Source organism: Pseudomonas sp. GD03875 (assembly GCF_029840585.1).
Lineage (GTDB): Bacteria > Pseudomonadota > Gammaproteobacteria > Pseudomonadales > Pseudomonadaceae > Aquipseudomonas > Aquipseudomonas paralcaligenes.
Genome location: NZ_JAOCCV010000025.1, coordinates 1 through 23,961, shown reverse-complemented (window position 1 = coordinate 23,961; position 23,961 = coordinate 1). Strand labels below are relative to the sequence as shown.

General features: G+C 66.0%; 23 protein-coding genes. 17 read left to right on the top strand and 6 right to left on the bottom strand.

Annotation, left to right across the window (positions count from 1 at the left end; genetic code table 11):
- Positions 1-71: 71 nt before the first annotated feature.
- The 7 genes from N5D30_RS19260 (at position 72) to N5D30_RS19230 (ending at position 6,571) form a co-directional block, all read left to right on the top strand.
- Entirely contained in the window at positions 72-908 is an 837-nt protein-coding gene (locus tag N5D30_RS19260; protein ID WP_220812756.1) for a sulfatase-like hydrolase/transferase, read from the top strand.
- Positions 908-1,819: a sulfotransferase gene (locus N5D30_RS19255; protein WP_279910253.1), complete on the top strand. Its 912-nt coding sequence runs from the start codon at positions 908-910 to the stop codon at positions 1,817-1,819. Before N5D30_RS19260 ends, N5D30_RS19255 begins: the two co-directional genes overlap by 1 nt.
- Before the next feature lie 12 nt (positions 1,820-1,831).
- Positions 1,832-2,218, top strand: coding sequence for a hypothetical protein (locus N5D30_RS19250; protein WP_220812754.1), 387 nt, complete (start codon positions 1,832-1,834; stop codon positions 2,216-2,218).
- Positions 2,219-2,228: 10 nt separating this feature from the next.
- Positions 2,229-3,125, top strand: coding sequence for a PHB depolymerase family esterase (locus N5D30_RS19245; RefSeq protein ID WP_279910252.1), 897 nt, complete (start codon positions 2,229-2,231; stop codon positions 3,123-3,125).
- Positions 3,126-3,212: 87 nt separating this feature from the next.
- Complete coding sequence (gene cysD / locus N5D30_RS19240; RefSeq protein ID WP_279910251.1) at positions 3,213-4,148, top strand: sulfate adenylyltransferase subunit CysD; 936 nt, start codon at positions 3,213-3,215, stop codon at positions 4,146-4,148.
- Positions 4,148-6,049: a sulfate adenylyltransferase subunit CysN gene (gene cysN, locus N5D30_RS19235; RefSeq protein WP_279910250.1), complete on the top strand. Its 1,902-nt coding sequence runs from the start codon at positions 4,148-4,150 to the stop codon at positions 6,047-6,049. The genes cysD and cysN overlap by 1 nt, the downstream gene beginning before the upstream one ends.
- Before the next feature lie 327 nt (positions 6,050-6,376).
- The gene (locus N5D30_RS19230) at positions 6,377-6,571 is read left to right on the top strand and encodes a hypothetical protein (RefSeq protein ID WP_279910291.1); all 195 of its coding nucleotides are present in this window, start codon (positions 6,377-6,379) and stop codon (positions 6,569-6,571) included.
- 28 nt (positions 6,572-6,599) lie between these two features.
- On the opposite strand, the gene N5D30_RS19225 is transcribed toward N5D30_RS19230, so the two are convergent.
- Complete coding sequence (locus tag N5D30_RS19225; protein ID WP_279910249.1) at positions 6,600-8,093, bottom strand: helicase HerA-like domain-containing protein; 1,494 nt, start codon at positions 8,091-8,093, stop codon at positions 6,600-6,602.
- Positions 8,094-8,215: 122 nt separating this feature from the next.
- Between N5D30_RS19225 and N5D30_RS19220 the strand changes: the two genes are divergently transcribed.
- Complete coding sequence (locus tag N5D30_RS19220) at positions 8,216-10,093, top strand: methyl-accepting chemotaxis protein (RefSeq protein ID WP_279905030.1); 1,878 nt, start codon at positions 8,216-8,218, stop codon at positions 10,091-10,093.
- Between the two features lie 385 nt (positions 10,094-10,478).
- Here the strand turns inward: N5D30_RS19220 and N5D30_RS19215 are convergent, their stop codons facing one another.
- Together N5D30_RS19215 and purU are read right to left on the bottom strand one after the other, a co-directional pair.
- Complete coding sequence (locus N5D30_RS19215; RefSeq protein WP_279910248.1) at positions 10,479-10,667, bottom strand: hypothetical protein; 189 nt, start codon at positions 10,665-10,667, stop codon at positions 10,479-10,481.
- Between the two features lie 16 nt (positions 10,668-10,683).
- On the bottom strand, positions 10,684-11,535 hold the full coding sequence (purU, locus tag N5D30_RS19210) for a formyltetrahydrofolate deformylase (protein WP_279905028.1): 852 nt from the start codon (positions 11,533-11,535) through the stop codon (positions 10,684-10,686).
- Between the two features lie 288 nt (positions 11,536-11,823).
- Here purU and mvaT point away from each other — a divergent pair, with 288 nt between their 5' ends.
- The gene (mvaT, locus tag N5D30_RS19205) at positions 11,824-12,201 is read left to right on the top strand and encodes a histone-like nucleoid-structuring protein MvaT (RefSeq protein ID WP_279905026.1); all 378 of its coding nucleotides are present in this window, start codon (positions 11,824-11,826) and stop codon (positions 12,199-12,201) included.
- A gap of 56 nt (positions 12,202-12,257) precedes the next feature.
- On the opposite strand, the gene sbcB is transcribed toward mvaT, so the two are convergent.
- Positions 12,258-13,694 carry an exodeoxyribonuclease I gene (sbcB, locus tag N5D30_RS19200; protein WP_279910247.1) on the bottom strand — a complete coding sequence of 479 codons (1,437 nt, stop codon included), beginning with the start codon at positions 13,692-13,694 and terminating at the stop codon, positions 12,258-12,260.
- A 165-nt stretch (positions 13,695-13,859) separates the two neighbouring features.
- On the opposite strand from sbcB, the gene N5D30_RS19195 reads away from it, so the two are divergent.
- The 7 genes from N5D30_RS19195 (at position 13,860) to N5D30_RS19165 (ending at position 21,653) form a co-directional block, all read left to right on the top strand.
- Positions 13,860-14,618, top strand: a complete 759-nt coding sequence (locus tag N5D30_RS19195; protein WP_279910246.1) for a hypothetical protein — start codon at positions 13,860-13,862, stop codon at positions 14,616-14,618.
- A gap of 94 nt (positions 14,619-14,712) precedes the next feature.
- Positions 14,713-15,438 carry an RDD family protein gene (locus N5D30_RS19190; RefSeq protein WP_279910245.1) on the top strand — a complete coding sequence of 242 codons (726 nt, stop codon included), beginning with the start codon at positions 14,713-14,715 and terminating at the stop codon, positions 15,436-15,438.
- Positions 15,435-16,415, top strand: coding sequence for a stage II sporulation protein M (locus N5D30_RS19185; RefSeq protein ID WP_279910244.1), 981 nt, complete (start codon positions 15,435-15,437; stop codon positions 16,413-16,415). Before N5D30_RS19190 ends, N5D30_RS19185 begins: the two co-directional genes overlap by 4 nt.
- The gene (locus N5D30_RS19180; RefSeq protein ID WP_279910243.1) at positions 16,402-17,988 is read left to right on the top strand and encodes a DUF4129 domain-containing protein; all 1,587 of its coding nucleotides are present in this window, start codon (positions 16,402-16,404) and stop codon (positions 17,986-17,988) included. The genes N5D30_RS19185 and N5D30_RS19180 overlap by 14 nt, the downstream gene beginning before the upstream one ends.
- Positions 17,985-19,247, top strand: coding sequence for a DUF4350 domain-containing protein (locus N5D30_RS19175; protein ID WP_279910242.1), 1,263 nt, complete (start codon positions 17,985-17,987; stop codon positions 19,245-19,247). Before N5D30_RS19180 ends, N5D30_RS19175 begins: the two co-directional genes overlap by 4 nt.
- Positions 19,244-20,317, top strand: a complete 1,074-nt coding sequence (locus N5D30_RS19170) for a MoxR family ATPase (RefSeq protein WP_279910241.1) — start codon at positions 19,244-19,246, stop codon at positions 20,315-20,317. Before N5D30_RS19175 ends, N5D30_RS19170 begins: the two co-directional genes overlap by 4 nt.
- Before the next feature lie 4 nt (positions 20,318-20,321).
- Positions 20,322-21,653 (top strand): DUF58 domain-containing protein, encoded by a 1,332-nt coding sequence (locus N5D30_RS19165; RefSeq protein ID WP_279910240.1) that lies wholly within the window; start codon positions 20,322-20,324, stop codon positions 21,651-21,653.
- Positions 21,654-21,734: 81 nt separating this feature from the next.
- On the opposite strand, the gene N5D30_RS19160 is transcribed toward N5D30_RS19165, so the two are convergent.
- Together N5D30_RS19160 and erdR are read right to left on the bottom strand one after the other, a co-directional pair.
- Positions 21,735-22,100, bottom strand: coding sequence for a diacylglycerol kinase (locus tag N5D30_RS19160; RefSeq protein WP_279905015.1), 366 nt, complete (start codon positions 22,098-22,100; stop codon positions 21,735-21,737).
- Between the two features lie 202 nt (positions 22,101-22,302).
- Complete coding sequence (erdR, locus tag N5D30_RS19155; RefSeq protein ID WP_220812736.1) at positions 22,303-22,953, bottom strand: response regulator transcription factor ErdR; 651 nt, start codon at positions 22,951-22,953, stop codon at positions 22,303-22,305.
- Between the two features lie 124 nt (positions 22,954-23,077).
- Between erdR and N5D30_RS19150 the strand changes: the two genes are divergently transcribed.
- On the top strand, positions 23,078-23,956 hold the full coding sequence (locus N5D30_RS19150) for a DMT family transporter (protein WP_279910239.1): 879 nt from the start codon (positions 23,078-23,080) through the stop codon (positions 23,954-23,956).
- The last annotated feature ends 5 nt before the right edge of the window (positions 23,957-23,961 follow it).

Here is a 23,961-nt window from a genome sequence, read left to right as displayed (position 1 = left end):
CCCGTCACCCGCCCGCCGCAGCGCCCCGCGCTGACCCACCCCCGTTGAATCAGCCCAGAGAGGACAACCCCATGAGCGCGCCCATCAACCACATCGTCTTCATCATCATGGACAGCTGCCGCTACGACTCCTGCATGGCGGCCAGCACCCCGAACATCGAGCGCGTCGGCCAGGTGGAGAAGCGCTATTCCTATGCCTCCTGGACGGCGCCGTCGCACTACGCCTTCACCATGGGCATGCTGCCGCACAGCACGCCGCGCGAGGTCTACGCCTCGGAGGTGTACAAGGAGGAGTTCGTGCAGTGGGTGGAGCGCACCGGCATCGCCGACGTGTCGTTCCGCGACTTCATCCCGGAGCTGTCGTTGCCCAAGGTGCTCGGCCAGCTGGGCTACCGCACCGTCGCCCGGGTGTCGATGCCGGTGCTCAACCAGCAGACCGCGATCAACCAGCACTTCGACGACTACAAGCTGATGAGCAACCACAACGACTTCGCCGGCATGGTCGAGGAGATGACCTTCCCCGAGGACGAGCCGCACTACTACTTCCTCAACCTGGGCGAGACCCACTACCCCTACATGCTCAAGGACGAGAACCTGCCGCGCATTTCCGGCGTGCACGGGGTGTTCAAGACCCTGGGCGGCGAGGCCCAGCACAACGCCGCGGACAGCGACGCGTTCTTCGATCAGGAGCAGATGGAGATGCTGCGCCAGCAGCAGGTGCGCTGCGTGGAGTACGTCGACGGCCTGATCGGCAAGCTGATGGAGAAGGCGCCGGAGAACACCTGGTTCATCATCACCGCCGACCACGGCGAGCTGTTCGGCGAGGACGGCTACTTCGGCCACGGCCCGATCATGCACGAGAAGTGCTTCGAGGTTCCCTTCGTCGAAGGTTTCGCGGGCAAGGCCTGATGCGTCAGCCGCTGTTCATCCTGGCGCTGCCGAGGTCCTACACCTCGCTGATCGCCGGCATGCTGGGCCAGCATCCGCAGGCCTACGGCCTGCCGGAGCTGAACCTGTTCACCGTCGACCGGCTCATCGAGATGTGGCAGGACGGCCAGGACAAGACCGGCATGTCGCGCTTCCAGCGCCACGGCATCCTGCGCGCGGTGGCGGAGATTTACGCCGGCGAGCAGAGCAGCGCCGCCGTGGTGATGGCCAACCACTGGGTGGCGGCGCGGCAGAACCGCAGCGGCATCCAGGTGTTCCGCGAGATCGTCGACGCGGTGTCGCCGCTGATGGCCATCGACAAGAGCCCCGCCCACGTGGTCAGCCCGGTGTACCTGCAGCGCATCTATGAGAACTACCCGGACGCCTTCTACCTGCACCTGACCCGCCACCCGACCAACCAGGGCAACTCGGTGATGAAGATCCAGGACGGCGGCTACGCGCTGTCGGTGAACTCCATCGACTACTGCGACGGACAGGCGCTGATCGACCCGCAGATCGCCTGGCACGACATCAACCTGAACATCATGGAGCTGCTGGAGAAGATTCCCGCCCGGCAGAAGATGCACGTGCGCGGCGAGGACGTGATGGCCGACCCGCTGCAGTGCCTGCCGCGCATCTGCCGCTGGCTCGGCCTGCGCGAAGACTTCGAGGCGCTGGAGGACATGCTCCACCCGGAGCTGTCGCCCTTCGCCACCGTCGGCCCGATCAACGCGCTGTTCGGCAACGACCCGAACTACCTGCGCAACCCGGTGTTCGAACCGCACCGGCCGAAACAACCGCCGCTGCGCGCGCCCCTGCCCTGGCGCATGGACGGCGCCTGCCTGAAACCGGAAGTCCAGCGCCTCGCGCTCGAGTTCGGTTACTCCCACTGAGCGAGACGAGCCATGCCAACCCGTACCCGGCTGGGCAACATCAGCACCCCGAGCGACCTGCTCCCCGAACTGCCAGCGCACCTGCAGGTGCTGCGCGACGACCTGCAGAAACGCGTGCAGGCCAGCCGCGTGCGCCACTACCTGGACCGCGAGCTGTCCCACCTCAGCGGCAACCGCGAGATCGCCGCCAGCGTGCGCCTGCTGTTCGACGGCCAGGGGCGGCCCTCGGAAAACCTCAGCCTCAAGGAAATCGTCAAGTTCCGCCAGAAGATCGAGACGGACATCCAGTGGCTGGAGGCGGTGCTGGTCGAGCTGCGCAGCGACCTCGGCGTGGTGCTCGAACTGGAAGACGCGGCCATGGACGTGGCCAGCGTCCAGCGGGCCGAAGAAGACTACTGAGGAGAGCGCCATGCGCCTGATTCCCCTGTTCATCCTCGGCCTGGCGCTGTGCGCCGGCCGGGCCACGGCCGCCGAGGGCGAGCTGTACCGCATGCAGATCGCCGGCGCGGAACGCAGCTACAAGCTGTTCGTGCCCAAGGGCTCGGGCCAGGAAGCGATGCCGTTGATGATCGTGATGCACGGCGGCCTGGGCAACGCCGACGAGACCGAACGCACCACCGGCATGAACAAGGTGGCCCAGGCCAGCGGGTTCCTGGTGGTCTACCCCAACGGCACCGGCGCCCGCCTGCTGCCCAACCGGCGCACCTGGAACGCCGGGCGCTGCTGCGGCCAGGCGGTGGAGCGCAAGGTCGACGACGTCGCCTTCATCCACGCCATGCTGGCCGACATCGCCAGCCACCACAGCTTCGACCGCTCGCGGGTCTATGCCACCGGCATCTCCAACGGCGCCATGATGGCCTACCGCCTGGCCTGCGAACTGCCCGACGACATCGCCGCCATCGTGCCGGTGTCCGGCACCCTGGCGCTGAACAGCTGTCCCGGGGCGAAGAACATCCCCGTGCTGCACATCCACGGCGGCAAGGACAGCAACGTGCCCTTCAAGGGTGGCCGGGGCGAGAACGCCATCGCCGGAGTCGACCACCGCTCGGTGCCGGATTCGCTGCGGATGATCGCCAGCGCCCACGGCTGCAACGCGGACGCCAGCGAGAAGGATCTGCCGGACGGCTCCGAGCTGACCACCTGGAACTGCAGGGGCAAGGCCGCGCTGCAGCTGCGCCTGATCCCCAACGGCGAGCACGTCTGGCCGGGCGGCGACAGCCGGCGCAACCGCAAGCTGTACGGCGGTAACTTCTCCGCCAGCCAGGCCGCCTGGGAATTCGCCCGGCAATTCAAGAAGAACGACTGAGCCCCCGCGCGGCGGCCACGGCCGCCGCGCCTTTTCCTGCCCAACGCCGCTCCCGCCTCTTCAGGACGAAGGGACGGGCGGTACTCCATGAACAGCAGTACCGGCCACCATGAGGCACCCGACATGCCCCTGACCCATCTTGAACGCCTGGAGGCGGAGAGCATCGACATCTTCCGCGAAGCGGTTTCCGAGGCGGAAAACCCCGTGATGCTCTACTCCATCGGCAAGGACAGCGCGGTGATGCTGCACCTGGCGCGCAAGGCCTTCTTCCCCTCGCGCCCGCCCTTCCCGCTGCTGCACGTGGACACCACCTGGAAATTCCGCGCCATGTACGAGATGCGCGAACTGATGGCCCGCGAATCGGGCATGGAGCTGCTGGTCCACCATAATCAGGAGGCACTGTCCCGCGGCATCAACCCCTTCACCCACGGATCGGCCCTGCACACCGACCTGTGGAAGACCGAGGGCCTGAAGCAGGCCCTGGACAAGTACGGCTTCGACCTGGCGTTCGGCGGCGCCCGCCGCGACGAGGAGAAGTCCCGGGCCAAGGAGCGGGTATTCTCCTTCCGCAGCGCCCAGCACCGCTGGGAGCCCAAGGCCCAGCGTCCGGAACTCTGGCGCCTGTACAACGCTCGCAAGCACAAGGGCGAGAGCATCCGCGCCTTTCCCCTGTCGAACTGGACCGAACTGGACATCTGGCAGTACATCTATCTGGAACGGATTCCGATCGTGCCACTGTACTTCGCCGAACGGCGCCCCGTGGTGGAGCGCGACGGCGTGCTGATCATGGTCGACGACGAGCGCATGCCGCTGCACGGCGGCGAACAACCCGAGCTGAGGAGCGTGCGCTTCCGTACACTGGGCTGCTACCCGCTGACAGGTGCGGTAGAGTCGCAGGCGGACAGCCTGCCGGCGATCATCCGCGAGATGCTGCTGGCCACCACCAGCGAACGCCAGGGCCGGGTGATCGACCACGACAGCGCCGGCTCCATGGAAAAGAAGAAAGTCGAGGGGTACTTCTGATGAATGCGCAGACCCAGCTCATCGAAGAGGACATCGAGCAGTACCTCCGGGCGCACCAGGACAAGACCCTGCTGCGCTTCATCACCTGCGGCAGCGTCGACGACGGCAAGAGCACGCTGATCGGCCGCCTGCTGTACGAGGCCAAGGCCCTGCTGGAAGACCAGCTCAGCGCCCTGGAGAGCGACTCGAAGAAACACGGCACCCAGGGCGGCGAACTGGACTTCGCGCTGCTGGTGGACGGCCTCTCCGCCGAGCGCGAGCAGGGCATCACCATCGACGTGGCCTACCGCTTCTTCGCCACCGAGAAGCGCAAGTTCATCGTCGCCGACACCCCCGGCCACGAGCAGTACACCCGCAACATGATCACCGGCGCCTCCACCGCCGACGTGGCGGTGATCCTGATCGACGCGCGCAAGGGCCTGCTGACCCAGACCCGCCGGCACAGCTACCTGGTGTCGCTGATCGGCATCCGCCGGGTGGTGCTGGCGATCAACAAGCTGGACATGGTCGATTATTCCCAGGAAGTGTTCGAGCAGATCGACGCCGACTACCGGGCCTTCGCCAGCAAGCTCGGCATCGAGCACATCCAGAGTATTCCGCTGTCCGCTCTGCGCGGCGACAACATCACCGAGCCCAGCCCGAACACCCCCTGGTATCGCGGCCCGAGCTTGATGCAGTTCCTCGAGACGGTGGAGCTGGAACAGGCCCGCGAGGACGCGCCGCTGCGCATGCCGGTGCAATGGGTCAACCGGCCGGACCTGGATTTCCGCGGCTTCTCCGGGCGCATCCTTGGCGGCAGCGTATGTCCAGGCGATGCCATCCGCGTGCTGCCATCGGGCAAGACCAGCCGGGTACGGCGCATCGTCACCCTCGGCGGCGATCTCGAACGAGCCATCGCCGGCCAATCGGTGACCCTGACCCTGGACGACGAGATCGACATCAGCCGGGGCGATGTGATCGCCGCCGCCGACGCTCCGCCAGCGGTGGCGGACCAGTTCGAGGCCACCGTGGTATGGATGAGCGAGGAAGCCATGCTTCCAGGGCGGCCGTACCTGATCAAGCTGGGCGCCAGCAGCATCGGCGGCGCGCTCGGCCAGCCGAAGTACCAGATCGACGTCAACAGCCTCGACCAGCTGCCGTGCCGCACCCTCGGTCTGAACGAGGTCGGCGTCTGCACCCTGAGCCTGGACCGCGCCACGCCCTTCGACCCCTACGCGGAAAACCGCGACATGGGCAGCTTCATCGTCATCGACCGCTTCACCCACCAGACCGTGGGTGCCGGCATGCTGCACTTCGCCCTGCGCCGCTCGCAGAACATCCACTGGCAGGCCCTGGAGGTGGACAAGACGGCGCGCACCCGGCTCAACGGCCACAAGCCCTGCGTGATCTGGCTCACCGGCCTGTCCGGCGCCGGCAAATCGACCATTGCCAACCTGCTGGAACGGCGCCTGCACGCCCTGGGCGTGCACACCTACCTGCTGGACGGCGACAACGTGCGCCACGGCCTGAACAAGGACCTGGGCTTCACCGCTGCCGACCGGGTGGAGAACATCCGCCGCATCGGCGAAGTCGCCAGACTGATGGTGGATGCCGGGCTGATGGTGGTCACCGCCTTCATCTCGCCGTTCCGCTCCGAACGCCAGCTGGCCCGGGACCTGGTAACGGAAGGGGAATTCGTCGAAGTATTCGTCGACACGCCTCTGGATGAAGTGGAGAAGCGCGACCCCAAGGGACTCTACAAGAAGGCGCGGCGAGGCGAACTGAAGAACTTCACCGGTATCGACTCGCCCTACGAGGCGCCGGAAAGTCCCGAAATCCGCATCGAAACACTGAAACACAGCGCCGAGGAAGCCGCCGATCTCATCGTCGGACAACTTCGCGAACTCGGTCTGCTCGGCTGACTATATAAATGTGCATTGTCAGGGCGGCGTTCGATAAAGCACCCTGACAATGCAAAAGAGACAACTCGCCCATATGGGCAATATGGCTCTACGCCACGAATCATCAGGCCTTCGTCGGTATCCAGCGAACGCAGGAGCGCACTGTACGGCGGCAATAATCCATGAACTCCCCGCGCCCCAGCGCCTCTCAGGAAGTACGGCCGTGCATCAAGACCGCCTCTGACAATGTCCGAGGCTGTCGCTATAATCGCGCCGCTCTCATACTTTCCAGAACTTCCGGCAATACTCATGGCTGCAGGCGATTCCCGCAGCCCGAATGGTGAACATGTGACGAAAGACGAATTGCGCGCGGAATTGGATCGCCAGGCGCAACGTTACAAGGATGTCTATGGCGGCGAAGTAGTGACCTACGCCGCCCAGCCCGATCCGGAGCGCAAGCCCTGGAGAAAGAGGCCCAGTCTGCTGGACCAGGCGTTCCAGCAGGAACTGCAGAAGATCGAAAAGGCCCGCGAGACGGAATAGGCCGGACGCCCGGCCCTTCCAGCGCCGCTCAGCGGCGGCGACTGCCGCCCAGCAATGACCCCATCAGGCCGCGAACCAGCTGCCGACCGATCTGGTTGGCGGCCTGGCGCACGGCCGTCTTCATCACCTGGCTGGCCAGGCCACCCAGCAGCTCGCCTGCCATGTCGCCCAGCCCCTGATCGGCGTTCTTGCCGGCCTTGCCCTTCGCCACTGGCGCTTCCACGGGCGCCTCGGCAGCACGGGCCATGAGAATCTCGTAGGCCGACTCGCGGTCCACCGGCTTGTCGTAGCGGCCTGCCTGCGGCGAACTGCGCAACAGTGCCGCCCGCTCCGCCTCGCTCAGCGGCCCGATGCGCGACTGCGGCGGGGCGATGGCGACCCGCTGCACCACGGCCGGAGTGCCCTTCTCCTCCAGGGTGCCGACCAGCGCCTCGCCGATGCCCAGTTCGGTGAGCACGCTCAGGCTGTCGAACGCAGGGTTCGGCCTGAAACCGTCGGCCACCGCGCGCAGCGACTTCTGCTCCTTGGCGGTGAAGGCGCGCAGGCCGTGCTGAATGCGCAGGCCGAGCTGGGCCAGCACCTGGTCCGGCAGGTCGCTCGGCGACTGGGTGACGAAATATACGCCCACGCCCTTGGAACGGATCAGCCGCACCACCTGCTCCAGGCGCTCCTGCAGCGCCTTCGGCGTGCCGGAGAAGAGCAGGTGCGCCTCGTCGAAGAACAGCGCCAGCACCGGCTTGTCGGCATCGCCGCGCTCCGGCAGCTGTTCGAACAGCTCGGCCAGCAGCCACAGCAGGAAGGTCGCGTAGACCTTGGGGGCTTCGTGGACCAGACGGCTGGCGTCCAGCAGATGGATGCGACCCCGGCCGTCGCGATCAGGTTGAAGGATGTCCTCCAGTTGCAACGCCGGTTCACCGAACAGTGCCTCCGCACCCTGCTGCTCTAGGGTCGCCAGTCTGCGCAGCAACGCCTGGGCGGACGCGCCGGCGAACAGGGCACGGTCCTCGCCCAGCAGCTCGGGATTGTCCTTGAGGTGGTTGAGCAGGGCCTTGAGGTCCTTGAGGTCGAGCAGCAGCAGGCCTTCCCGGTCGGCCACCTGGAACGCGGCATACAACGCGGCCTGCTGGCTGTCGGTCAGCTCCAGCAGGTTGCCCAGCAGCAGCGGCCCCATCTCGCTCAGGGTAGTACGCAGGGGATGGCCGCTCTTGCCCGCCACGTCCCACAGGGTGACCGGATAGGCCTGGGAATGGTGCTCCAGCCAGGGCATGCTGGCGATGCGCTCGGCCACCTTGCCCTGGGGATTGCCGGCGGCGCCCAGGCCGCACAGGTCGCCCTTGATGTCGGCGGCGAACACCGCCACGCCGGCATCGCTGAACAGCTCCGCCAGGCGCTGCAGGGTCACCGTCTTGCCGGTTCCAGTGGCGCCGGCCACCAGTCCGTGACGGTTGGCCAGGCGCAGTGCCTGAGCGATCGGCTGCCCCTGCGGGTCGGCGCCGAGAATCAAAGAATCGGATACAGGCATCTTGCCATCCCTCAAGCTAAAGCTTTACTGCAATAAGGTCGTTATAAATAGGGCGCCACTCAATAACTCGAGCACCCACTGCTTACAAGACTGCTGCCAGACCTTACCGGACGCAAGTGACCATGACCCAGAATCTGAAGTTCAGCCACAAGATCCTCCTCGCCGCGTCACTTGTCGTGATCGCCGCGTTCTCGCTGTTCACCCTGTACAACGACTACCTGCAGCGAAGCGCCATCCGACAGGACCTGGAGAGCTACCTCCAGGAGATGGGCAGCGTCACCGCCAGCAACATCCAGCACTGGCTCTCCGGGCGCATCCTGCTGGTGGAGAGCGTGGCCCAGTCGGTTTCGGCGGATACCTCGCCGGACGAACTGGCCTCGATCCTCGAACGCCCCGCGCTCAAATCGACCTTCGCCTTCACTTACCTGGGCTCTCCGCAGGGCGACTTCACCATGCGCCCGGAGGACGAGATGCCGGCCGACTACGACCCGCGCACCCGTCCCTGGTACAAGGACGCAGTCAGCGCCGGCGGCTCGACCCTCACCGAACCCTATATCGATGCGGCCACCGGCAACCTGATCATCACCATCGCCACCCCGGCGGGCAACGCCGGCGTGGTCGGCGGCGACCTCAGCCTGAACACCCTGGTCGAAATCATCAACTCGCTGGACTTCGACGGCATCGGCTACGCATTCCTGGTCAGCGCCGACGGCAAGATCCTCGTTCACCCGAACAAGGACATGGTGATGAAGACGATCAGGGACGTCTATCCCAAGGACACCCCGCGCATCAGCTCGGAGTTCAGCGAATCCGAACTCGACGGCGAGACCCGCATCCTCACCTTCGCCCACGTCCAGGGCCTGCCCTCGGTCGACTGGTACATCGGCCTGTCGGTCAGCAAGTCCGCCGCCTACGCCATGCTCACCGAATTCCGCGCCTCGGCCATCATCGCCACGGTGATCGCCGTGGTGATCATCATCCTGCTGCTGGGCATGCTGATCCGTGTGCTGATGCAGCCGCTGCACCTGATGGGCCGCGCCATGAGCGACATCGCCAAGGGCGAAGGCGACCTGACCAAGCGCCTGAGCGTGCACAGCCGCGACGAATTCGGCGAACTGGCGTCGTCCTTCAACCAGTTCGTCGAGCGCATCCACGGCTCGATCCGCGAGGTGTCCTCGGCCACCCAGCAGCTCAACGAAGTGGCCAAGCTGGTGGTCAACGCTTCCAACTCGTCGATGGCCAACTCCGACGAACAGGCCAGCCGCACCAACAGTGTGGCGGCGGCGATCAACGAGCTGGGCGCCGCCGCCCAGGAAATCGCCCGCAACGCCGCCGACGCCTCGCACCAGGCTTCCGACGCCCGTCACCTGGCCGAGGACGGCAGCCAGGTGCTGGAGAAGACCATCACCGCGATGAACGAGCTGTCGGAGAAGATCAGCGCCTCGTGCCGCAACATCGAGACACTCAACGGCAAGACGGTGAACATCGGCCAGATCCTCGAGGTGATCAAGAGCATTTCCGAGCAGACCAACCTGCTGGCGCTCAACGCGGCCATCGAGGCGGCGCGCGCCGGCGAGGCCGGGCGCGGTTTCGCGGTGGTGGCGGACGAAGTGCGCAACCTGGCACACCGCACCCAGGAGTCGGCGCAGGAAATCCAGAAGATGATCGAGGAACTGCAGGTGGGCGCCCGCGAATCGGTCACCACCATGACCGAGAGCCAACGCTACAGCGAGGAGAGCGTGACCATCGCCAACCAGGCCGGCGAGCGCCTGGGCAGCGTGACCCAGCGCATCGGCGAGATCGACGGGATGAACCAGTCGGTGGCTACCGCGACCGAGGAGCAGACCGCTGTGGTCGACTCGCTGAACATGGACATCACCGAGATCAACACCCTCAACCAGGAAGGCGTGGAGAACCTGCAGGCCACCTTGCGCGCCTGCGGCGACCTGGAGCAGCAGGCCTCGCGCCTGAAGCACCTGGTCGACAGCTTCCGTATCTAAGAGCTCGTTTACGATCTTTTGAGCAACACGGCTCTTGTACTGAAGCCTTGCTTTCCAACCCGTCACCCCGGCGCAGGCCGGGGTCCAGAAAACCACCAGGCGACTCGGCGCGGGCACCTGGATATCGGCCTACGCCGGCATGACGGGCCTATAGCTCAGTCTTAGGGACAAACCGAGCGGCTGGCCAGGCTCGGAAAGACCGTAAACAGGTTCTAGGGTCTGTACGAAAAGTCGTCGAGCGAAGGTCAGGCAAGGGCTAGGCGCCCCCACAAAAACAGGTGAGGAAGCGGACTGGGCTCGCATGCGAGTTTACGAGCTGTAAATGAGCATTCCGAACCCGTTTTTAACGAAGCATCACCGAACGCAGGCACTTTTCGTACAGAGCCTATGGCTCATCCGGCGCGGGCAAGTCCTGCGCCGCACCCTCCTCCTCGGCGACTTGCCGCAGTCGCCGCCAGAGTTCGGCGGCACCGGGGAACTCGGTGCCGTCGGTCTCGCTCAGGGCCTCCGGATCGTAACGCTGCAGGCAGCCCTCGCCGAGCGTGGGTGGCGGTATCGCCTCGCCCCGTTTCATCCTCACCTCCCGACGGTCAGTCGAACACTACCGTCTTGTTGTCGTGAATCAGCACACGATCTTCCAGATGGAAGCGCAGGCCTCGCGACAGCGCGATCTTCTCCACGTCCTTGCCGAGCCGCACCATGTCCTCAATGCTGTCGCGGTGGCTCACGCGCACCACGTCCTGTTCGATGATAGGCCCGGCGTCCAGCTCCTCGGTCACGTAGTGACAGGTGGCGCCGATCAGCTTGACGCCACGCATGGACGCCTGGTGGTAGGGCTTGGCGCCGACGAAGGACGGCAGGAAGCTGTGGTGGATGTTGATCACCCGGCCGGCGTAGTCCTGGCACAGCTGCGGCGGCAGGATCTGCATGTAGCGGGCGAGCACCACCACGTCCGCCTGGTATTCGCCGACCAGGCGCGAAACCTCGGCGAAAGCCGGAGCCTTGTCCTTGGGGTCGACCGGTACGTGGTGGAACGGGATGCCATGCCACTCGACCATGCTGCGCAGGTCGTTGTGGTTGGAAATGACGCAGGGAATCTCGCAATCCAGCTCGTCGCTGTGCCAGCGGTGCAGCAGGTCGGCCAGGCAGTGGGACTCCCGGCTGGCCATCAGCACCACGCGCTTCTTCGCCTGCGAATCGGTGACGCGCCACTCCATCGAGAATTCCTTGGCGATGGGCGCGAAGGCCTGGCGGAAACCATCGAGATCGAAAGGCAGCGAATCGGCGCGAATCTCGTGGCGCATAAAGAACCAGCCACTCTGATTGTCCGAGTGATGACTGGCCTCGGTGATCCAGCCGTTATAGGTAGCCAGGAAATTACTGACCTTGGCGACAATGCCGACGCGGTCCGGGCAGGCGATCACCAGCCGAAAGGTACGCATGAAAGAGAACTCCAGAAACTTCGCGAGGGCGCCATTCTAGCCGCAGCCGGGAAAACTTCATATCTGACCGCGCCACCAACTACGAAGACACTTCGATCTCGGCTGCTCCGCCGTTACGTATGCAAATGCTGCAACAATTTCGACATCACCACGGGATAAGCCGCCCATACGCCGCGAAGCATGCACATTAGAACACTCGAAACTTATTCTGCTTGTTTACTTTGCCGACTTGGCCTGTCTATTATCCCGTTACTTACAACTGCAACTGGCCATCGGGTAGAACACATCATGTCTCTGATCAACGAATATCGCGCGACGGAAGAAGCCATCAAAGAGCTGCAAGAGCGCCTGAAGAATCTGTCGCAAGACGACAAACTGAAGAAAGAACTCGAATTCGAAGGCAAGCTGCGTACCCTGATGGGCGAATATCAGAAGTCCCTGCGCGACGTCATCGCCCTGCTCGACCCGGAAGGCGCCAAGGGCGGCAAGACCACCCGCGCAGCCAAGCCAGCCACCAGCAAGCGCGCGCGCAAGGTCAAGCAATACAAGAACCCGAACACCGGTGAAGTGATCGAAACCAAGGGCGGCAACCACAAGACTCTGAAAGAGTGGAAAGCCAAGTGGGGCGCCGATACCGTGGAAAGCTGGGCCACCCTGCTCGGTTAATCCATCGGAAGACAAGAATGCCGGCAATCGCCGGCATTTTTTATTTCAGCGAAAAGCTAGACGGCGCAATAACGATCCCGCAGCCATTGCGCATGCTCGCGCCAGACCTGCAGCACTTGTTGCTGTTCGGCAGAAGCCTGCGACCACTCCACTTGCAGCGCCTGCTCGAAGTCGGCCAGGGTATTGGGCGCCCCGGCAGCACTGTTATTCAACCTGTCCCGACAGAACTCCTGCCAGTTCACTCGCTCGGCATCGTTCAATGAGTCCGGGAAATTCCTCGCCCGATAGCGGAACAACAATTCCGGCAGACGTTCATCCTCGAAAGCCCAGTTGCCTCGCGCCAGTTGTTCTCCGGTCGAATGCCTGACCTGTTCGCAGAACCTGCGGTCGCGATCGCCGAGAAAACCTTCATACAAGCGTTGTTCCGGATCCTGTTGCGGCTCGAATTCATCCGCGGCGTAGAGTTCGGACAACTTGCCCGTCCACTGCGTCCGCGCGCCACGCAAGGTTTCGGCACGTCGCTCGCACAGCCCCAGGTCGATCTGCAGGCGTTCGACATCGTTCGGCCGCAGCACCTTGAGCGGCGCCACCACCGGACACTTGTTGATATGCAGGAGCTTGAGCGGCACCGGCAGTTCACCCTCGGCCAGCTCGTCGCGCCGGGTATACAGACGCCGCCGGAGCCCCTCGGCATCCATCTCCAGCAGCGGCTGGGGATCGGACTGCAGGTCGCAGACGATCAGGGCGTTGCGATTGCGTGGATGCCAGGCCAGCGGCAGCACCACCGCCAGGTAGCCGCGCGCACCGGCGAAGCGCCCCGAGACATGCACCAGCGGCTGCAGCAGCTGGATCTGCTCCGACACCCTGGCCTTGCTGCGCAGCTGATAGAAGAAGTCGTACAGACGCGGCTGCCGGTCCCTGATCAGGCGCGCCAGGCCGATCGTGGCACGCACGTCGGACAACGCATCGTGGGCCTGACCATGTTCGATGCCGTTTGCCACCGTGAGTCGCTCCAGTTTCAGCGAGACCCTGCCCTCCTCGTCCCGCGGCCACTCGATGCCTTCGGGACGCAGCGTGTAGGCCGCGCGGACCAGGTCGATCAGATCCCAGCGGCTGTTGCCCCCCTGCCACTCCCGGGCGTAGGGGTCGTAGAAATTGCGGTACAGGGCGTAGCGGGTCACCTCGTCATCGAAGCGGATGCTGTTGTAGCCCGCGCCGCAGGTGCCCGGCAGCGACAGTTCGGCATGCACGTGCGCCACGAACTCCGCCTCGGTCAGCCCCTTGTCGCGCAGCACCCGGGGCGTGATCCCGGTGATCCGGCAGGCGGCCGGATGCGGCAGTATGTCGTCGGAAGGACGGCAGTAGAGATTCAGCGGCTCGCCGATTTCGTTCAACTGCTCGTCGGTGCGGATGCCCGCCACCTGCAGCGGCCGATCGCAGCGCGGGTTGATACCCGTGGTTTCGTAGTCGTACCAGAAGATACTTGCGGACAAGATGAAGCTCCCCGGAAAACATGCCGCGGCAGTCTAGCATCCGCTTCATGAGAGTCCCGAGGCGAAAGCTTGAAGTAGCTCACGCCGCCCGGCTTGTGGGCGATTGCCTCCGGTTATAGGATGCTTCGGTCAGGAAATTCCCCTCCCAGCAAGGACCGTCATCTCATGAGTGATACTACCGCTCCCAATCCCTACGCCGCCCCCAGCAGCAACCTGCAGGAAACCCCGAGCGGTCAGGTTCCCACCATCGCCGAGGCACTCAGCCGCGGATATGACTTCAACATCGGCGACCTGATCAGCGAATCCTGGCAGCGCGTCAAGGGCACTAAGGGCATCATCTTCGGCGGATTCGTCATCTTCTACATAGTGATGTCCTTCGCCTTCGTCATCCTTAGCATGGTATTCAGCGCACTAGGCATCCTCTCCGAAGCCAGCATAATCAGTGGACTGAGCGGCCAACTCCTCTTCTCCCTGACTTCGGCGATGGCCTACCCATTCCTAGCCGGCGTCAACTTGGTCGGCATCCGCCGTGCAGCAGACCAGACCGTCAGCTTCAATGACGTGTTCAAGGGCCTGGGACTGTTCGTACCACTGCTGATCACCGCATTGCTGATGAACGTGCTGGTCGCTCTCGGCATGATCCTGCTGGTCATCCCCGGTATCTACCTCAGCATCGCCTACATCCTGGCCATCCCGCTGGTGATCGAGCGTGGTCTGTCGCCTTGGGAAGCGCTGGAAACCTCCCGCAAGGCCATCACCCAGCACTGGTTCAAGGTCTTCGGCCTGTTCATCGTCCTCGGCCTGATCATGCTGGTCAGCATGATTCCGCTGGGCATCGGCCTGATCTGGACCCTGCCGCTGTGCATCATCACCATCGGCGCCCTGTACCGCACCATCTTCGGCGTGCTGCCTGCGTCCAACTGATCCGCTACAGAAGTTCGGGCCGCCTCTGGCGGCCCGATTGCTTTAGCACCCTGCTGCTGGCTAGCATCGGGGCTTTCCTCGATGCAGTCGACCGATGCAGCCCAACTCCCCGCTTCAGTCGGAGCTTTCCGACCTGCCACTCCTGGACACCCGCCGACAGGTGGAAACCCCGGAAGGCATCGACCTGATTCTCCGCCCCGCCGGCCTGATGCCGAGGGCTCTCGCGTTCGGCATCGATCTGCTCATCCGCGGCGCCATCCTCCTGGGTGCCTTCATCGTGCTCGGCATCCTCGGCCAGTTCGGCATGGGGCTGGGGACCATCCTGTATTTCCTGATCAACTGGTGGTACCCGGTGCTGTTCGAGGTGCTCTACCAGGGCCGCACGCCAGGCAAGAAGGCCATGAGCCTGCGCGTGGTCCACGATGACGGAACCCCCGTGGGCTGGGCCGCCTCGCTGACCCGCAACCTGCTGCGCGCGGTGGACATGCTGCCCTTCGCCTACTGCGTCGGCGCCATCAGCAGCCTCAGCCATCCCTCGTTCAAGCGCCTCGGCGACCTCGCCGCCGGCACCCTAGTGGTCTATCAGGAAGATGAACTCAAGCGCCCGCAGATTCCCGAGGCCGATGTCGAGCGCGCACCCTTCCCGCTGAGCCTGGCCGAACAGCGCGCCGTGATGGACTTCGCCGAGCGCCACACCAGCCTGTCCGGCGCACGCCGCGCCGAGCTGGCCGGCATCCTCGCCGAGCCGCTGGAAAGCCTGCCCGAACACGCCGAAGCGCGCCTGCACGGCATCGCCCGCGGCCTGGTGGGCACGGTATGAAACAGCACCTGTTCGAACAGCGCCACGGCGCCGACTGGCAACGCTTCGCCGAACGCCTGGACACCATGGAGAAGGGCAAGGCCGAGCGCCGCGACTGCGAGAGCTTCGCCGCCGACTACCGACATCTCTGCCAGCACCTGGCCCTGGCTCAGGAGCGCGGCTACAGCAGCCACCTCATCGACCAGCTGCAGCGGCTGGCCATGCGCGGCCACCAGCAGTTCTACCGCCACCGCAGCCACCTGGGCGCACAGATCATCAGCTTCATCCTGGCCGGCTTCCCGCAACTGGTGCGCCGCGAATGGCGGGCCGTGCTGGCCGGCAGCGCGTTATTCTTCGGCTCGCTGATCGGCATGGGGCTGCTGACCTGGCTGTTCCCTGACCTCATCTACAGCCTGATGGACCCCGAGCAGGTGAGGCAGATGGAGGAAATGTACGACCCCTCCGCGCGCCGCGTCGGCCGCTTCGCCGAACGCGACTCCGGGGACGACTGGATGATGTTCGGCTACTACATCATGAACAACATCGGCATTGCCTTTCAGACCTTCGCCGGCGGCCTGATCTTCGGCCTCGGCAGCCTGTTCTTCCTGCTCTACAACGGTCTGGTGATCGGTGCCGTCGCCGGCCACCTGACCCGCATCGGCTACAGCGAGACGTTCTGGTCCTTCGTCATCGGCCACGGTGCCTTCGAACTCACCGCCATCGCCTTCGCAGGCGCTGCCGGCCTCAAGCTCGGCTGGGCCCTGCTCTCCCCCGGCCGCCTGGGCCGCGGAGAAGCGCTGCGCCAGGCCGCCGGCAAGGCCATCCAACTGGTCGCGGGCGTCATCCTGTTCCTGTTGATCGCCGCCTTCGTCGAGGCCTACTGGTCGTCCATGACCTACACCACCCCCACCATCAAGTACTGGGTGGGCGCGGGCCTGTGGCTGCTGGTGATCGCCTACTTCGTGTTTGCCGGACGGAAACGCCATGCGCCTGACTGACGCCAGCGTCGCCATCCGCCCGCGCAGCGCCTGGGAGGCCATCGACCTAGGCGTGCTCCTGGCGCGCCGTCACGCCGGCCTGCTGATGGCCAGCTGGGCCATCGTGACCCTGCCGCTGTTCGCCGTGCTCACGGCGCTGTTCTGGCAGTACCCGACCGTCGTCGGCATCCTGCTCTGGTGGCTGAAACCGGCTTGGGAGCGGCTGCCCCTGCACATCCTCTCGCGCTCACTGTTCGGCGACGTCCCGACGTTCAAGGAGGCGCTCAAGGCCTTCCCGCGCCTGCTCAAGCCGCAACTGCTCGCCAGCCTGACCTGGCGCCGCCTGAGCCCCACCCGCAGCTTCGACCTGCCGGTGCTGCAGCTCGAAGGCCTGGGCGGAGAAGCCCGCAGCAAGCGCCTGATGGTGCTTGGCCAGCGTCACGCGGGCAGCGCGGCCTGGCTGACCATCCTCGGCGTGCATCTGGAAATGCTGCTGTGGATGGGCGTGATCACCCTGATCTGGCTCATGGTGCCGCAGCAGGTGGAAATCCAGCTGGACTGGGACACCCTGGTCGAAGCCAGCAGCGGCAAATGGGTCTGGGTCGAGCACCTGTCCAACCTGTTCTACGCCCTGGTGCTGGTGTTCTGGGAGCCGATCTACGTCGCCTGCGGCTTCACCCTCTACCTCAACCGGCGCACCGAACTCGAGGCATGGGACATTGAGCTGACCTTCCGACGCCTGCGCCAGCGCCTCGTCGGCAGCGCCTACGCCCTGCTGATGGCCTGCGCCGCGCTGATGCTCGTCCTGCCGGCGACCGACGCGCTGGCCGCCAAGGCGCCGACCGCCTGCCCCGTGCCCATCGACGATCCCCTGGGGCCGGAATCCGAGCGCCTGCTCAACCAGCCGCTGAGCAGCCAGGCCGCCAAGGACAGCATCGGCAAGATGCTCGAAGCGCCGCCCTTCGAGAACAACGAGACGGTGACCCTGTGGCGCTTCGGCGAGGAGGAGAAGGCCGAGGAGCCCAGCGACGAGGATGTGCAGAGCTTCATCGACATGATCAAGAAGCTGCTCAAACTCGGCGAGTTCTGGAGCAAGCTCGACGTGGTGGCGCACGGGTTCGAGATACTGCTGTGGACCCTGCTGTTCCTCGCCATCGGCCTGCTGCTGTGGCGCTATCGGGAATGGCTGGAAACCTTCGCCAGCCATCTGGGCCTGCAGCGCCACCGCGTGCGCGAGATGCCGAGCCAGCTGTTCGGCCTGGAGGTCGCGCCGGAAAGTCTGCCCGACGACGTGGCGAGCGAAGCCGAGAGGCTCTGGAACGAACACCCGCGCGAGGCGCTCGGCCTCCTCTACCGCGCCCTGCTCAGCCGTTTGCTGCATGACTTCCGCCTGCCGCTGAAGGGCTCGCATACCGAGGGCGAGGTGCTGCGCATGGTCGAGCGCCTGGATCGCGAGGAGCTGAGCCGGTTCAGCGGCGTGCTGACCCGCCATTGGCAGAACCTCGCCTACGGCCACCGCCCACCGCCGGACACGCTCAAGCGCGGCCTGTGCGAAGGCTGGCGGCGCCTGTTCGCAGCGGGGGCCGCCGCATGAGCCGCCCGCTCAAGATCGGCCTCACGGGCCTCCTGCTGGTCGTGTCCCTCTGGGTGGGCCTGCTGGTCGTGCAGCGCCTGGAACCCTACGAGCAGACCATCAAGCATGGTCCCTCGCCCGAAGCCCGCGCCAACGAATACCTGGCGGCGGAAATGTTCCTGCGCGAGCAGAAGATCACGGTCCAGCGAGCGGACGGCCTGGACGTGCTCAATGGCCTGCCCTCGACCGGGCAGACGCTGATGCTGTTCGCCCCGCGCCACAACATGACGCCGCGCCAGGCCCGCCAGGTCCTGGACTGGGCGGCCCAGGGCGGCCACCTGGTGTTCGTCGCCGAAGAGATCTGGGACGAAGAGGACGGCCGCAGCGGCGACCTGCTGCTGGACAGCCTCGGCATCCGCCAGACCAGCGTCTACGAAGAAGACGACTACGAGGACGACGAGGAAGCCGAGTCCGAGGACGGCGAGACCATCGAGGAAGAAGACGAGGCCGCGGAAGACGAGGCCGAAGCGGAGCAAGCGCCCGAAGAAGAACAGGCCGAAGAAGAAGACCGCTACCCCGAGCTGACCAAGATCTACCTGGAGAACGAGGAAGCGCCGGCCTACGTCGAGTTCGACACCGGCTATCACCTGCTGGACGGCGAGAACCGGGCCTACGCCTGGGCCAACAGCGCCGAGGCCACCCACATGCTGCAGCTGGAACACGGCAAGGGCCTGGTTACGGTGCTCACCGACGCCTGGCTCTGGCAGAACGACAGCATCGGCGACTACGACAACGCCTGGCTGCTCTGGTATCTGGGCCAGGACAGCGCGGTGACCCTGGTCTACAACGCCGAGCGCGACGGCCTCTTCAGCCAGTTGCTGAAACACTACCCGGCCGCCCTCGCCGCGCTGGCACTGCTGATCGGCTTGCTGCTGTGGCACGTGGGCATGCGCCACGGCCCGCTGCTCGCACCGCCGGTCCACGCGCGCCGCCAGCTCGAAGAACACCTGCGCGCCGGCGCCGATTTCCTCCTGCGCCGCGCCGGCCAGCAGCACCTGCTGGGCAGCCTGCAGCGCGACATCCTGCGCCGCGCTCGCCATCGCCACCCAGGCTTCGAGCGGCTGCCGGTCGCCGACCAGTGGCAGGTGCTCGGCCGCCTCACCCGCTTGCCCAGCGGCGCGGTGAGCGCCGCCATGCGTCCGCTGCCGACCCGCCGCCTTTCCGCCGCCGACTTCACCCGCCAGGTCGCCAACCTGCAAACCCTCAGGAATGCCCTATGAGCGAACAAATTCCGCAGCAACCCGATACCGGTGCAGAAGCGCCCCCAGCCCCGGCCGCCGCACCCGCCGCGCCGGCTACCGCAGCGGCGGCGCCCGCCAACCCTGCGGGCCAGCAGCGCCAGCGCGCCAGCCAGATGCTCCAGGCCCTGCGCCTGGAACTGCAGAAGGCCGTGGTCGGCCAGCGCGAGGTGGTGGACGACGTGCTCACCGCCCTGATCGCCGGCGGCCACGTGCTGGTCGAGGGCGTACCCGGCCTGGGCAAGACCCTGCTGGTACGCGCCCTGGCCCGCTGCTTCGGCGGCGAGTTCGCACGTATCCAGTTCACCCCGGATCTGATGCCCAGCGACGTGACCGGCCATGCCGTGTACGACTTGCAGAGCGAGCAGTTCAAGCTGCGCAAGGGGCCGGCCTTCACCAACCTGCTGCTGGCCGACGAGATCAACCGCGCCCCGGCCAAGACCCAGGCCGCCCTGCTGGAAGTGATGCAGGAGCGCCAGATCACCCTGGAAGGGCGCGCCCTGCCGGTGCCCCAGCCGTTCCTGGTGCTGGCCACCCAGAACCCCATCGAGCAGGAAGGCACCTACCCGCTGCCGGAAGCCGAGCTCGACCGCTTCATGCTCAAGCTGCGCATGGACTATCCGCAGGCCGACGAGGAGCTGAGCCTGGTGCGCCAGGTGACCCGCTCGGCCAGGGCCGACATGCTCGAGGTCGCGCCGCTGCGCACCCTGCTGCAGGCCAAGGACGTACTGGCGCTGCAGAAGATCGCTAGCGAGCTGCCTATCGACGACCAGGTGCTCGACTATGCCGTGCGCCTGGCCCGCGCCACCCGCACCTGGCCAGGCCTGGCCATGGGCGCCGGCCCACGCGCCTCCATCGCCCTGGTGCGCGGCGGTCGCGCCCGCGCCCTGCTGCGCGGCGGCGATTTCGTCCTGCCGGATGACGTCAAGGCCTGCGCCCTGGCCGTGCTGCGCCACCGCGTGCGCCTGGCGCCGGAACTGGATATCGAGGGCCTCTCCGTGGACCAGGTGCTGCAGCAACTGCTGGACCAGGTTCCGGCCCCGCGCCTGTGATCGCATGAAGCCATCCCGCCTGTTCCTCGGCCTGCTCGGCGGCCTGCTCGCCCTGGCCATCGTCCTCGGCAGCCTGCCGCTGCTCGGCACCAAGCTGCCGGCGACGCTGCAGCCGCTGTGGTGGGGGCTGCTGCTCGCCCTGCTGCTGGTCGCGGCGCTGGACGCCGCCTGGCTGCACCGCCTGCCCTCGCCGCGCATGGAGCGCCAGCTGCCGGGCAACCTGCCGCTGGGGCGCTGGAGCGAGGTGCGTCTGGCCCTGCACCACGACTATCGCCAGTCCCTGGCCGTGCAGGCATTCGACCACCTGCCCGAGCACATGGACTTCGAGTTCCTGCCGCAGCGGGTGGAGCTGCATCCGGGCGAACAGACCGAATTCGGCTACCGGGTACGCCCGCTCAAGCGCGGCCACTTCCGCTTCCCGCGCTGCGAGCTGCTGCTGCCCAGCCCGCTGCGCCTGTGGCAGTCGCGGCGCTTCCTCGACCAGGCCAGCGAGACCCGTGTCTACCCCGACTTCGCCCGCCTCTATGGCGCCCAGCTGATGGCCGTCGACGACTGGCTCAGCCAGATGGGCGTGCGCCAGCGCCAGCGGCGGGGCCTCGGCATGGAATTCCACCAGCTGCGCGAATTCCGCGACGGCGACACCCTGCGCCAGATCGACTGGAAGGCCACCGCGCGCAAACGTACTCCCATCGCCCGCGAGTATCAGGACGAACGCGACCAGCAGATCGTTTTCCTGATCGACTGCGGCCGGCGCATGCGCAGCCAGGACGACGAGCTGTCGCACTTCGACCACGCACTCAACGCCTGCCTGCTGCTCAGCTACGTCGCCCTGCGCCAGGGAGACGCCGTGGGCCTGGCCACCTTCGCCGGCAATCAGGACCAGTACGTCGCGCCGGTCAAGGGCCAGGCCCATATCAGCAGCCTGCTCAACGCCGTCTACGCCCTCGACAGCACCCGGAGGCCGGCGGACTACGCCGCCGCCATCAACGCCCTGCTCGCCCGCCAGCGCCGCCGCGCCCTGGTGGTGCTGGTGACCAATCTGCGCGACGAGGACGATGAGGAACTGCTCGGCGCGGTCAAGCGCCTGGGCCATCAGCACCGTGTGCTGATCGCCAGCCTGCGCGAGGAAGTGCTGGACCGCCTGCGCCACACCCAGGTGCAGAACTACGAACAGGCCCTGGCCTACTGCGGCACGGTGGACTACCTCAACGCCCGCGCCGGCCTGCACGAGCGCCTGCTCGCCCACGGCGTGCCCGTACTGGACGCGCGCCCCAACGAACTGGGACCGGAGCTGGTCGGCCGCTACCTGGCCTGGAAGAAGGCCGGCGTCCTGTAGGGCGGGTAAAACCCGCACGCGCATCGAGAACGATGCACGTCGTGGATGGACGTAGGGTGCGCCACGCGCACCGGGCCCGACTCACCCCAGCAGAATGATGCCCCAGACCAACGCGATCACCGCCAGGGAAGTGAGCTGCGCGGCGCTGCCCATGTCCTTGGCGTTCTTCGATAGCGGATGGCGCTCCAGGGAAATGCGGTCGATCGCCGCCTCCACCGCCGAGTTGAGCAGCTCAACGATCAGCGACAGCATGCTCACCGCCACCATCAGCGCCCGCTCCACGGGGCTGACGTCGAGCCAGAAGGCCAGGGGAATCAGTACCGCGTTGAGCAGCACCAGCTGGCGGAAGGCGGCTTCTCCGACAAAGGCCGCGCGCAGGCCGTCGAAGGAATAGCCAGCGGCGTTGAGGATACGTTTCAGGCCGGTCTGGCCCTTGAATGGCGACATGGAAGAATGGCTGTCCTGAGCGATGAAGCGCGGCACCTTAGGGGCCACACCGTCAAAAATGCGTGAAGGCTCTATGAACCTGTTTGTGATCTCGCAAGCAAGGAAAGACGCACCGTTGTAGGAGCGGCCTCGGCCGCGAAGCTTTTTCCCATCTTGCCCGATTCGCGGCCAAGGCCGCTCTCACGGTCAGTTCTGAACAGGCTCATGACCCCGGGATCGACTCCATCTGCTGCAGCAACAGGGCCGCCTGGGTGCGGGTGCGTACGCCCAGCTTGCGGAAGATGGCGGTGACATGAGCCTTGATGGTGGCCTCGGAGACGCTCAGCTCGAAGGCGATCTGCTTGTTCAGCAGCCCTTCGCAGACCATGGTCAGCACGCGGAACTGCTGCGGCGTCAGGCTCGCCAGACCCGCGCTGGCCGCCTTCGCCTCGGCCGAGACAGCGGCGGCGGCGGAAACCTGCGGCGGCCACCAGACATCGCCATCGAGCACCTGGCGCACGGCCTGCTGGATGATCTCCAGCGGGCTGGACTTGGGAATGAAGCCACTGGCACCGAACTCCCGCGAGCGCGCCACCACGGCCGCCTCTTCCTGCGCCGAGATCATCACCACCGGAATCTGCGGGTACTGGCCGCGCAACAGCACCAGGCCGGAGAAGCCATAGGCGCCGGGCATGTTGAGGTCGAGCAGGACCAGGTCCCAGTCGCTCTTCTCGCCCAGGCAGGCTTCCAGTTCGGCGATGCTGGCCGCCTCGACCAGGCGGACCTCCGAGCCCAGCCCCAGAGTCAGCGCCTGCTGCAGGGCGCTGCGAAACAGCGGATGGTCGTCAGCGATGAGAATCTCGTAAGCGGCCATGTACTTTCCTGTTGTTGTTGTCGAGCGGGCCAGCGAGGCGGCGCTCAGCATGCCCAGCCGTGACGGGGTGGTCAAGTTCCGTGCTTTGCGGCAAAGTCGCCAGCTTTTCCCGCCGAGAACCACCATGCGAAGCCAAGCCCTGCGCGCCGACCTGTTGATGCTGCTGACCGCGATGATCTGGGGCTCCTCCTTCGTCGCCCAGCGCCTAGGCATGGACGCCATCGGGCCCTTCCTCTATACCGGCCTGCGCTTCACCCTCGCCACCCTGGCGCTGCTGCCGCTGGTGCTCTGGCTCGGCCGCCGCACGACCAGCAGACCCGAACCGCTCAACCGAAGCCTGCTGCTGGGCGGCCTGGCGATGGGCCTGGCGCTGTCGCTGGGGATCAACCTGCAGCAGGTCGGCCTGCTGTTCACCAGCGTGACCAACTCCGGCTTCATCACCGGCCTGTACGTCATAGTAGTACCGCTGCTCGGCCTGCTGATCGGCCAGCGCACCGGCCTGGGCACCTGGCTGGGCGCGGGCCTGGCGGTGGTCGGCATGTTCCTGCTCAGCGTCGGCGAGGGCTTCCAGGTCGCCTCCGGCGACTGGCTGCAGCTCGCCGGCGCCTTCGTCTGGGGCATCCACGTGCTGATGGTAAGTTTCTTCGCCAGCCGCCACGATCCGCTGCGCCTGGCGCTGCTGCAGTTCGCCACCTGCGCGGTGCTCAGCCTGGTCCTGGCGGTGGTGTTCGAAGAGATACGGCTGGACGCCATCCTCGCCGCCGGCCCGGCCATCCTTTATGGGGGCCTGCTCGGCGTGGCCGTGGGCTTCACCCTGCAGGTGGTGGCGCAGAAGCACGCCATCGCCTCCCACGCCGCCATTATCCTCTCTCTCGAGGCCGTGTTCGCCGCCATCGCCGGTGCGCTGCTGCTCGGCGAAGCACTAGCCCTGAAGGGCTACGCCGGTTGCGCGCTGATGTTCGCCGGCATGCTGCTGGCACAGCTGTGGCCAAGGAAGGCCTGAGCCTG

Coding starts and splice junctions, on each gene's coding strand:
- N5D30_RS19220 (WP_279905030.1), top strand. CDS start 8,216: ATGACCCAGAATCTGAAGTTCAGCCACAAGATCCTCCTCGCCGCGTCA.
- N5D30_RS19260 (WP_220812756.1), top strand. CDS start 72: ATGAGCGCGCCCATCAACCACATCGTCTTCATCATCATGGACAGCTGC.
- mvaT (WP_279905026.1), top strand. CDS start 11,824: ATGTCTCTGATCAACGAATATCGCGCGACGGAAGAAGCCATCAAAGAG.
- purU (WP_279905028.1), bottom strand. CDS start 11,535: ATGCGTACCTTTCGGCTGGTGATCGCCTGCCCGGACCGCGTCGGCATT.
- N5D30_RS19250 (WP_220812754.1), top strand. CDS start 1,832: ATGCCAACCCGTACCCGGCTGGGCAACATCAGCACCCCGAGCGACCTG.
- N5D30_RS19195 (WP_279910246.1), top strand. CDS start 13,860: ATGAGTGATACTACCGCTCCCAATCCCTACGCCGCCCCCAGCAGCAAC.
- N5D30_RS19165 (WP_279910240.1), top strand. CDS start 20,322: ATGAAGCCATCCCGCCTGTTCCTCGGCCTGCTCGGCGGCCTGCTCGCC.
- N5D30_RS19180 (WP_279910243.1), top strand. CDS start 16,402: ATGCGCCTGACTGACGCCAGCGTCGCCATCCGCCCGCGCAGCGCCTGG.
- N5D30_RS19170 (WP_279910241.1), top strand. CDS start 19,244: ATGAGCGAACAAATTCCGCAGCAACCCGATACCGGTGCAGAAGCGCCC.
- N5D30_RS19150 (WP_279910239.1), top strand. CDS start 23,078: ATGCGAAGCCAAGCCCTGCGCGCCGACCTGTTGATGCTGCTGACCGCG.
- cysD (WP_279910251.1), top strand. CDS start 3,213: ATGAACAGCAGTACCGGCCACCATGAGGCACCCGACATGCCCCTGACC.
- N5D30_RS19185 (WP_279910244.1), top strand. CDS start 15,435: ATGAAACAGCACCTGTTCGAACAGCGCCACGGCGCCGACTGGCAACGC.
- N5D30_RS19175 (WP_279910242.1), top strand. CDS start 17,985: ATGAGCCGCCCGCTCAAGATCGGCCTCACGGGCCTCCTGCTGGTCGTG.
- N5D30_RS19245 (WP_279910252.1), top strand. CDS start 2,229: ATGCGCCTGATTCCCCTGTTCATCCTCGGCCTGGCGCTGTGCGCCGGC.
- cysN (WP_279910250.1), top strand. CDS start 4,148: ATGAATGCGCAGACCCAGCTCATCGAAGAGGACATCGAGCAGTACCTC.
- N5D30_RS19215 (WP_279910248.1), bottom strand. CDS start 10,667: ATGAAACGGGGCGAGGCGATACCGCCACCCACGCTCGGCGAGGGCTGC.
- erdR (WP_220812736.1), bottom strand. CDS start 22,953: ATGGCCGCTTACGAGATTCTCATCGCTGACGACCATCCGCTGTTTCGC.
- N5D30_RS19255 (WP_279910253.1), top strand. CDS start 908: ATGCGTCAGCCGCTGTTCATCCTGGCGCTGCCGAGGTCCTACACCTCG.
- N5D30_RS19190 (WP_279910245.1), top strand. CDS start 14,713: ATGCAGCCCAACTCCCCGCTTCAGTCGGAGCTTTCCGACCTGCCACTC.
- N5D30_RS19160 (WP_279905015.1), bottom strand. CDS start 22,100: ATGTCGCCATTCAAGGGCCAGACCGGCCTGAAACGTATCCTCAACGCC.
- N5D30_RS19225 (WP_279910249.1), bottom strand. CDS start 8,093: ATGCCTGTATCCGATTCTTTGATTCTCGGCGCCGACCCGCAGGGGCAG.